The organism is Streptomyces sp. RP5T, from assembly GCF_003933965.1.
In the GTDB taxonomy this organism is placed as follows: Bacteria; Actinomycetota; Actinomycetes; order Streptomycetales; family Streptomycetaceae; genus Streptomyces.
The window spans coordinates 1-7365 of record NZ_RSAJ01000430.1 but is presented as its reverse complement, the minus strand read 5'-3'; the positions used below and the strand labels follow the sequence as shown (position 1 = coordinate 7365).

Genomic DNA, 7365 nt, shown 5'->3' with positions numbered 1-7365 from the left:
GGTGAGCAGCGGGACCGGGGAGGCGGGGCGGGCCGGGGGCCGCCTGGCGGGGAACCGGAACCCCGCGCCGGAGCCGCGCGGCGGCATGATCGAGACGGAGGTGAGTCCGAGGTCCCTGGTCTGCCCGCCGGGGGAGGGGACGGTGCTTTCCGCGGTCACGAGTGGATGGGCTCCCTGTACTCGGTGGGCGCGACGCGCGCGGCGGGCTCGGCGAGGAGCAGGTCGCGGTACAGGCCCGCCACCGCCTCGGACGTGTGCCGCACGTCGTGTGTGGACAGGACGTGACGGCGCCCCTGGTGGCCGAGGGACTCCCGCAGCGACGGGTCGCGCAGCAGCGCGGCGACGGCGTCGGCCAGCGCCGCCGCGTTCTCCGGGGGCACCAGGCAGCGCGGCGCGAGCGCGGGCGGCAGGCTCTCGCGGGCGCCGTCCACGTCCGTCACCACCACGGGCCGCCCGCAGGCCATCGCCTCCAGCGGGGCGAGCGCCATGCCCTCCCAGCGCGACGGCAGGACGAGCAGATCGGCGGCCTGGTACCAGGGCACGGCATCGGCGACGGCCCCCGCGAAGAGCACCGAGCCGGGGGCCGCGTCGCGCAGCCGGTCCCGCTCCGGCCCGTCCCCGACCAGCACCAGACGGGCCGCCGGCACCTGTCGCAGCACCGCGTCCCACGCCCGCAGCAGGACGTCCTGCCCCTTCTGCCGGCACAGCCGTCCCACGCACACCACGAGCGGCGCCGCCGGATCGACCTCGGGAAGAAGCCGCGCCCGTACGGTGTCCGCGGCGGCGGGACGGAAGCGTTCGGTGTCGATCCCGTTGGGAATCACGCTCCACCGCCCCGCGATCCCGGCCCGCAGGCCCGTCCGCCGCTCGGCCCGGCTGACGCACACCGTCCGCGCGGACCAGCGCGCCGCACGCCGTTCCCAGCCGAGCGCGAGAGCCGCGGTGACACCGCCGACCGCCTCGAACGACCAGGCGTGCGGCTGGAACACGGTCGGGATCCGCCCCCGGACGGCGATCCGTCCGGCCAGTCCCGCCTTCGCGCTGTGCGCGTGCACCAGATCCGGCCGCACCTCCTCGATCACCCGGGCGAGCCGCCGCACCTCCCCGGCGAGCGCCGGACCCGGCGAGCGGGTCGCCTCCCACCGCCGTACGTCCGCCCCGAGGTCCCGCAGGTTCGCGGCCAGGGGGCTGTCCGGACAGGCGACCGTGACCTGCAGACCGGCGGCGACCTGGGCCCGCGCCAGGTCCGTCACCACCCGGGCGACCCCGCCGTCCACGGGCTGCGTAAGGTGCAGGACCCGCGTCCTGGGGCCGTTTGCTGACTGGTGCATTGCGCGGTTTCCTCGCTCACGGACGTGCTCGGGACGGGCCGGAACGGGCCTGCTGGCGGGCGTCGACGACGACGAAGAGCACGCCGGCCCATGCCGCGTCCCGCTGGGAAACGAGCCGGAAGGCCAGGTGGTCACCGCCGCGCCGCAGAGCGTTTCCGAGTTCGAACACGTCCGAGTCGTAACCGAGGGTGTGCGCGTACGAGGGCACACGCTCCGGCGCGGGCGCCCCCGCCTCGGAGATCGTCGAGTTCAGGACGTCGTCCCGGGGCCCGCCCGGACCGGCGAGCACGGTGTTCGAACCGGGGCCGGTCGACACGGTGAACGAATCACCCGTGCGGCCGCGGTCGCCGTCGTACGCGACGAGCCCCGCCCGGCCGGTGCCGTTCCGCGCCAGCCGCAGCCCGCCCAGCCGGATCTCCTGGGGGGTACGGGAGTTCAGGGCGTCGAAGCCGTCCAGGACGGCGAGGTGCCGCAGCGGCAGCCCCGGGTTCTCGTACGCCACCACCAGCGTCCAGCCGCCCCACGCCCCGGCCGTCGACCTGCCCATGGCCACGTTGACCTGCGCCACCGTGTACAGGCCCGAACCGCTGTCCCGGACCAGTCGCGTGACGTCCGCCGAGGCCTGGAAGGCATCCGCGCCGTGCGCCGCCCGGTGGCCCACCACGGTGTCCGCGAGCAGGGCCTTGTACTGGCCGCCGGGCTCGGCGACCAGCACCCGCCCGTTGTCCTTCGGTGGCTTCTGCTCACCCACCCGCAGATTGCCGCCCCAGTACAGCCGCGCGTACGTCACCCGCGAGCCCTCGGGCAGCCGGACCTCGGCGCGGGAGGAGTTGTAGGTGTGGGGGTCGCTGTCGACGTCGACGTAGAACATGTCGAAGTCGCCGTTGGTCCCCTTCCCGCCCGCGCGCACGGCCGGGCAGGCGGCTGCGGCCCGCGGGCCCGTGGCGCGGCAGCTGATGGACGTGTTGGCCGCCCGGACGATGCCGCCGTGCCGCGTCGCGCGGTACCGCTCGGTGAACGGCAGCCGCCGCGCCTCCGCGGCGGGCGGGGAAGGAGCCACCGCCTCGGCGGACGGTGGTGAGGGCGGCGCCGCTTCGGCGCGGACCGGCGCGCACAGAGCCGCCAGCAGGAGCGCAGCCGCCATCGCGGGGCGCAGCAGTGGACCCGGGGATTTACGCATGACCGGCGTCGCCCTTTCGGGAGGGTACGGCGCCCCCTGCGTGCGAACGGGTCGTCCGTGGGGGCGCCGGGAGGTCCGCAACTCTAGCCACCATCCGGACTATTGCGGTCAAACCGTCCAACCGTGTCGGAATCGCGCACCCCGGCTTCGGGCAGATCACCCCTTTGGCCGCACAACCCGGGCGGGGCCCACGCGTTGACACAACGCCGGGCAGCCGCCCGGGTGTTTGTGTCAACCCCCAAGGAGCAACTCTCCATGTCGCGTATCGCGAAGGGCCTGGCCCTGACCTCCGTTGCCGCCGCGGCCGTCGCCGGTGGTGCGGGCATCGCCGCTGCCGACAGTGGCGCGCAGGCCGCCGCCGCCCACTCCCCGGGCGTGCTGTCGGGCAACGTCGTCCAGGTTCCGGTCCACGTCCCGGTCAACCTCTGCGGCAACACCGTCGACGTCATCGCCCTGCTGAACCCGGCGTTCGGCAACCAGTGCGTGAACGACTGACGTTCGCACGTCACTCCGTAGCCCGGCCGTTCTCCCGTGTTCCCACGCGGGAGGGCGGCCGGTCTGCGTTGCCCCGAACGGAGGATCGACCGGTTGCGGGGCTCGGGGGGTGAACTCACGGTGGGCACAGATCCGATGCTCATCGAAAGGAACACCCATGCGTGGTCTGCCCGCACGGCGTATCGCGTCCACCGCACTGTGCGCCGCCCTCCTGGTCGGTCTGGCCGGTCCGGCCGCCGTCGCTGCCGACCCGGCCCGGGAGCGCGCCGACGCGGGGACCCGGGCGCCCCTGCCCGACGCGGACACGCTCCTCGCCCAGGTCAAGCGTCTCGGCGACCTCGGCGGCGTGCTCACCCCGGTCACCGGGCTCCTGAACGCCGTGCTCAAGGCCGACGACGGCCGGCTCCCCGCCGCCGACGCGGCCGAGTTCGCCACCGCCGTTAAGGACGCCATCGCCAAGGCGACGACGACGGCGCCGGTCACCTCGACGACACCGGCCACCTCGACGACACCGAGCCCGTCGACGCTTCCGGCCACGCCCGCTCTGCCGTCCGCGCCCGCTCCTCCCACCGCGTCCGCCACCACGCTCCCCGCGCCCATGAGGCACGGTGACGTCACCCAGGCGGCCCCCGCCGACGTCATCGGCGACGCGCTGGCCGCCCTGCAGAAGGCGGTCGACGAGCTGATCAAGGCGGTGACCTCGGGTGACGCCGCCCAGGTGACCCCGGCGGTCAACCGCACGGTGACGAGCCTCGTCAACACCGTCGCCGCCACACTGCTCGCCGGCAAGCTGCCCGCACCGAGCCTGCCCGGTCCGCCGCGCCCGCCGAGCCCGGCGACGGGCGGGATCTCATATGAGGACTCATAGGAAGGGTTTCCGCTCCGGCCGCAACTCGTTGGGCACGGCGTCAGAATTTCCTCTGGCGACATGAGTTGCCGAAGAAAGGAACACGATGAAGTCCCTGAAGGCCGCTGCTGTCGTTGCCGGTTCCCTGGTCCTCGCCGGCGCCGCAGCGCCCGCGTTTGCCTACAACAGCGCCGACCTCACGCCCACCAGCCTCAACGGCGCCGTGAACGCGCTCACCAGGGGTCCCATCGACGTGATGCCGCTGCAGCACCAGTCGGACGCGCTCGACACGGAGAACAAGGGCTCCGTGCTCAACAGCGTGAAGGGCGCGACCCAGGACCTGAACAACGACGGCGGAATTGCCGGCGTTCTTCCCATCGGCGGCTGAATCCGCTTTTCCCGGCACCGGGGGCACCCGGGAAAGGGCCGATTCCGTGGTGGCCGTCCGGGGCCACGGAATCGGCCCTTCGCGCTGTTCGAGCCCGTCCCTCGTTCGTGTGGAGGGACGGCGGCCCCTCGCCCGCACGGGTGAGAACGCGTCCGGCGGCCGTGCCGGGCGTCGATATGGTCCCCCGGTGACCTCAACCTCAAGCGAAACCCGGCCCTTCAGCTCCGCCGACCTGGGCACCGTCGTCGTCCTGCCCTGGAGCGGGGAGAACGCCGACGGCGTCGACATCCCCCACCTCCTGGTCTGCTCCCTCGGCAACGCCGAGGGCGGTCCGGAGGTGACCTCCGCGGCGGTCGAGCGGCTGCTGACGGGCAACGGCCTGCCGGTCGGCCGGGAACTGGTCGACGGCATCGCCCGCCCCAGCCTCCCGGTCGGTCTGCTCGTCGTGGCGGGCCAGGCCGTCCTGACCATGCCGCGGCTCAACGTCCAGTGCACCGTGCCCCCGCAGTGGCTGGAGGCGGTCGAGGCCCGCGGCTTCGCCTACCTGATCTTCACCACCCGGGCCTGGACCGGGGCCGAGCCGGGCGAGACCGTCGACCCGGACGCGCTCGCCGAGTTCGTCAACGCCGACGAGACCCTGGACGCCGCCGCGCACATCGTGCTGCCGGCCCGCAGCCTGCGCGCCTGACACCGTGGCCACCCCGGAGCGGCGCCCGCCACAACCCGCGGGCGCCGGGCGCGCCCTCGCCCTCCTGCTGGTGGTCACGGGGGCGGCCGGGCTGCTGGCCTCCTGGGTCATCACGCTCGACAAGTTCAAGCTGCTGGAGGACCCGGACTTCAACCCGGCCTGCAGCCTCAACCCGGTGGTGTCCTGCGGCAGCGTCATGAAGAGCGACCAGGCCTCGGCCTTCGGGTTCCCCAACCCCATGCTGGGCCTGGTCGCCTACGGCATCGTGATCTGCGTCGGCACGAGCCTGCTCGCCGGCGCCCGCTTCCCCCGCTGGTACTGGCTGCTCCTCTGCGCCGGCTGCCTGTTCGGCGTCGGGTTCGTGTCGTGGCTGCAGTTCGAGTCGCTGTACCGGATCAACGCACTGTGCCTGTGGTGCTGTCTGGCGTGGGTCGCCACCATCCTGCTGTTCTGGTACGTCGTCGCGCACGCCGTACGCCACCGGTTCCTGCCCGCGCCCGCCCCGGTGAGGGCGTTCCTCGACGAGTTCGCCTGGGTGCCCCCGGCACTGCACATCGGGATCGTCGGAATGCTGGTCCTGACCCGCTGGTGGGACTTCTGGACCGGCTGACCGGCCGCGGTCGGTTCGTCGTACTACTGCGGCACCCGGGGGATTCTTGCGCTGGTGACCGCTCCAGGATCGTTACGCGGTACGGACGTTGAGCCTCCGAACCCTGAAAGGGACCGCACCTGCCATGAAGTCGACCACCCGAGGAACCCTTGCCGCCGTCGTCACGGGCGTCGCGGCCGCCGTGGGTGCCGCCGCCGCACCCGCCGCCGCGGTCGGCACGGTCCCCGTCCCGGTGCCCCTGGAAGCCGCCGAGAAGACCCTCCACATGGAGCTGCCCAGCCTGAGCGGCGAGATCCCGCTGCCGAGCCCCGGCAAGCCGGACGGACCGCAGTTCGTCGAGGGCCGGCTCCTCCCGGCGCGCACCGTCCCGCAGCTGCCGGTCACCGGCGGCCTGCCCGGCGCCGGCCTGCGCGCGCCCGTGCCCCACGTCCTCGGCACGGACTTCGACCACGTCGGCGTCGGCGTCCCCGCGTCCGACCTGCGCACCCTGTCGCCCGGCCTGAGCGTGGACGCCCCGCTGACACGGCCGAACCCCGAGCACTCCGGGCTGCCGGACACGAAGCTCCCGCAGGCCGGCATCCTCGCCCCGGTCCTGCAGACAGTGCCCGGCGCGAACCTGGGCATGGGGCCGGGGCTGTAGGACCACGCCGACGACGCCTCGGGAGCTCGGGGAGGCGGCCGGAACATGTCGGTCTCCCGTACCGGCCGGGCCGCAGGAGTGACCACGGGGCCCCTCGCGCGGTTACTGGCTGTGGACATCGGAACCGGACGAGGAGCACAGGATGGTCGTCAGCGTCGGTCGGGCAGCGGCGAGGGCCGGGACGGGGGCGGTGAGACCCGGGCCGGTGCGCACCGCGCGGCGGGACGCGCTACGCGGGCTGCTCGCCACGGCCCTGGCCATGACGCTGGCCCCCGTCGTCGCGGCCTCCCGGCCGCTGCGCCGGTCCGGGCAACCGGTGGCGCCGGACCACGGGTTCGACGAGATCCACCGCGGCCGGCGCATCCGCGGCTCGCGGATGATCGCCGCCGGGCATCCCGCCGGCGCCGCGTCCGCCCCGTGGCACGTCACCGTGGACGGCCGGCCGCTGCACCTCATGCGCCGCGCCGACGGCAGCTGGCTGAGCATGGTCGACCACTACTGCTCGTACCCGACCCCCCTGGAGGCGGCCCGCGCGGCCGTCGACGAACTGGGGCCGGGACAGCGGCTGCGTGACACGGACGCCCCGATGGGCGGCGACGCGCACATGGGGGGTCACCATGGCGTACACGCGTAAGGACGTCAGCACACTGACCGCCGGCGAGAAGCGGCGGTTCGTCAACGCGCTGCTGGAGCTGAAACGGCGCGGCGAGTACGACGAGTTCGTCCGCACCCACATCCAGTACTACGTCTCCGACGGCGAGGACGGTCTGCGCACGGCCCACATGGCGCCCTCCTTCCTGCCCTGGCACCGCCGCTTCCTGCTGGACCTGGAACGGGCGCTGCGCCGGGTGGACTCGTCGGTGACGGTGCCGTACTGGGACTGGACCCGGGATCGCGCGACGACGTCCGCGCCCTGGACCAGGGACCTCCTCGGCGGCAACGGGCGGCGCTCGGACCGCCAGGTGATGACCGGGCCGTTCGCCTACGCGAGCGGCAACTGGACGCTGAGGGAGGGCGTCACCGACACGGAGTTCCTCACCCGGGACCTCGGGCGCGCCGCCGCTCCGATCGCGCTGCCGACCAGGAGCGAACTGGAGGGGGCGCTCGCCGACCCCGTCTACGACGTCTCCCCGTGGGACTCGACGGTCACCAGGGGCTTCCGCAACAAGCTGGAGGGGTGGGGGAG

At 73.8% G+C, this 7365-nt stretch carries 10 protein-coding genes; 8 read left to right on the top strand and 2 right to left on the bottom strand.

The genetic code is table 11. From position 1 onward, the window contains the following. Positions 1–155: 155 nt before the first annotated feature. Positions 156–1331, bottom strand: a complete 1176-nt coding sequence (locus EHS43_RS32360; RefSeq protein ID WP_125194235.1) for a glycosyltransferase — start codon at positions 1329–1331, stop codon at positions 156–158. Positions 1332–1347: 16 nt separating this feature from the next. Then, the gene (locus tag EHS43_RS32355; RefSeq protein WP_125194234.1) at positions 1348–2511 is read right to left on the bottom strand and encodes a DUF3344 domain-containing protein; all 1164 of its coding nucleotides are present in this window, start codon (positions 2509–2511) and stop codon (positions 1348–1350) included. Between the two features lie 255 nt (positions 2512–2766). On the opposite strand from EHS43_RS32355, the gene chpG reads away from it, so the two are divergent. From chpG to EHS43_RS32315, 8 genes are all read left to right on the top strand, one after another. Further along, positions 2767–3006 carry a chaplin ChpG gene (chpG, locus tag EHS43_RS32350; RefSeq protein ID WP_185806510.1) on the top strand — a complete coding sequence of 80 codons (240 nt, stop codon included), beginning with the start codon at positions 2767–2769 and terminating at the stop codon, positions 3004–3006. A 157-nt stretch (positions 3007–3163) separates the two neighbouring features. Next, positions 3164–3874, top strand: coding sequence for a hypothetical protein (locus tag EHS43_RS32345; protein WP_125194232.1), 711 nt, complete (start codon positions 3164–3166; stop codon positions 3872–3874). An 85-nt stretch (positions 3875–3959) separates the two neighbouring features. Further along, positions 3960–4241, top strand: coding sequence for a hypothetical protein (locus tag EHS43_RS32340; RefSeq protein ID WP_125194231.1), 282 nt, complete (start codon positions 3960–3962; stop codon positions 4239–4241). 187 nt (positions 4242–4428) lie between these two features. After that, positions 4429–4929: a DUF5949 family protein gene (locus tag EHS43_RS32335; RefSeq protein ID WP_125194230.1), complete on the top strand. Its 501-nt coding sequence runs from the start codon at positions 4429–4431 to the stop codon at positions 4927–4929. Between the two features lie 4 nt (positions 4930–4933). Next, positions 4934–5539, top strand: a complete 606-nt coding sequence (locus EHS43_RS32330; RefSeq protein WP_125194229.1) for a vitamin K epoxide reductase family protein — start codon at positions 4934–4936, stop codon at positions 5537–5539. A gap of 124 nt (positions 5540–5663) precedes the next feature. Then, positions 5664–6179: a hypothetical protein gene (locus EHS43_RS32325; RefSeq protein WP_125194228.1), complete on the top strand. Its 516-nt coding sequence runs from the start codon at positions 5664–5666 to the stop codon at positions 6177–6179. Between the two features lie 142 nt (positions 6180–6321). Further along, positions 6322–6813, top strand: a complete 492-nt coding sequence (locus EHS43_RS32320; protein ID WP_125194227.1) for a tyrosinase cofactor — start codon at positions 6322–6324, stop codon at positions 6811–6813. Further along, positions 6797–7365: tyrosinase family protein (locus EHS43_RS32315; RefSeq protein WP_125194226.1), on the top strand; the 569-nt coding region annotated here is incomplete at its 3' end. The genes EHS43_RS32320 and EHS43_RS32315, both read left to right, overlap by 17 nt.